Genomic DNA, 827 nt, shown 5'->3' on the forward strand with positions numbered 1-827 from the left:
GGATTATCCTGCATCTAAAGCAGATGGAGTAGACGAAGAGTTTTCTCGTGAATTAGCAGACCAAGACGATTTAGAAGCTCAGGCTAGAGCGAACGCTGCAGATGAAAGACAAAAAAAGCAAAACTAAAGCTGAGATAAAAGTATTTTAGCCCAAGTGAAAAACGAACCACTAATCGAAATGTTTGATTAGTGGTTCGTTATTTCTCAGCCTCGTTTATTATTTTTTCAAAAGTAAATAAACAAAGTAAGGAGCACCGATTACGGCGGCAATAATTCCTGCTGGTACACCGTTAGGATCGGCAATGTTATGTCCTATTGTATCTGCAATCAGCAAGAGCCAGCCGCCAAGTAAAATGGCAACGGGAATAAAAAGCTGGTTTCTCGGTCCGACTAAGCCTTTGGCAATATGAGGAGCAAGAAGCCCAATAAAGGCCACGCCGCCTGTAACTGAAACTGCGGCTGCCGCTAATGCAACCGCGGCTAGAAGCAATGTGATACGCTCTTTCTCCATAGCGATACCGACTCCAATAGCTGCAGCTTCATTTAAGTTAAAAATGTTTAATGAATTTGCTTTGTACAATATAAAAGGAATCAAGACAAGCAGCCAAGGTAGAAGTGCCCATATAAAAGGCCAGTCTGTCCCCCAAATGTTTCCTGCAATCCATTTAGCAATAAAATCAACTTTAGCACGATCAGCTGATGACATAATCACCACCATCATTCCAGAAAGAGCCATCGAAAAACCTACGCCTGTTAAAATAAGTTTTACAGGCTGCAGTCCTTGGCTTTTACTATATGCACAAAGGTAGATAAGACTAGCTGTAAAC

2 protein-coding genes are annotated in these 827 nt (G+C 41.6%); one reads left to right on the top strand and one right to left on the bottom strand.

From position 1 onward, the window contains the following. Positions 1 to 127: YfhD family protein (locus tag AC1DRF_RS30355; RefSeq protein ID WP_477742612.1), on the top strand; the 127-nt coding region annotated here is incomplete at its 5' end. Between the two features lie 90 nt (positions 128 to 217). On the opposite strand, the gene AC1DRF_RS30360 is transcribed toward AC1DRF_RS30355, so the two are convergent. Further along, on the bottom strand, positions 218 to 827 hold a 610-nt coding region (locus AC1DRF_RS30360; RefSeq protein WP_477742611.1), incomplete at its 5' end, for a FecCD family ABC transporter permease.

This window comes from Priestia sp. P5_B4 (assembly GCF_056400385.1).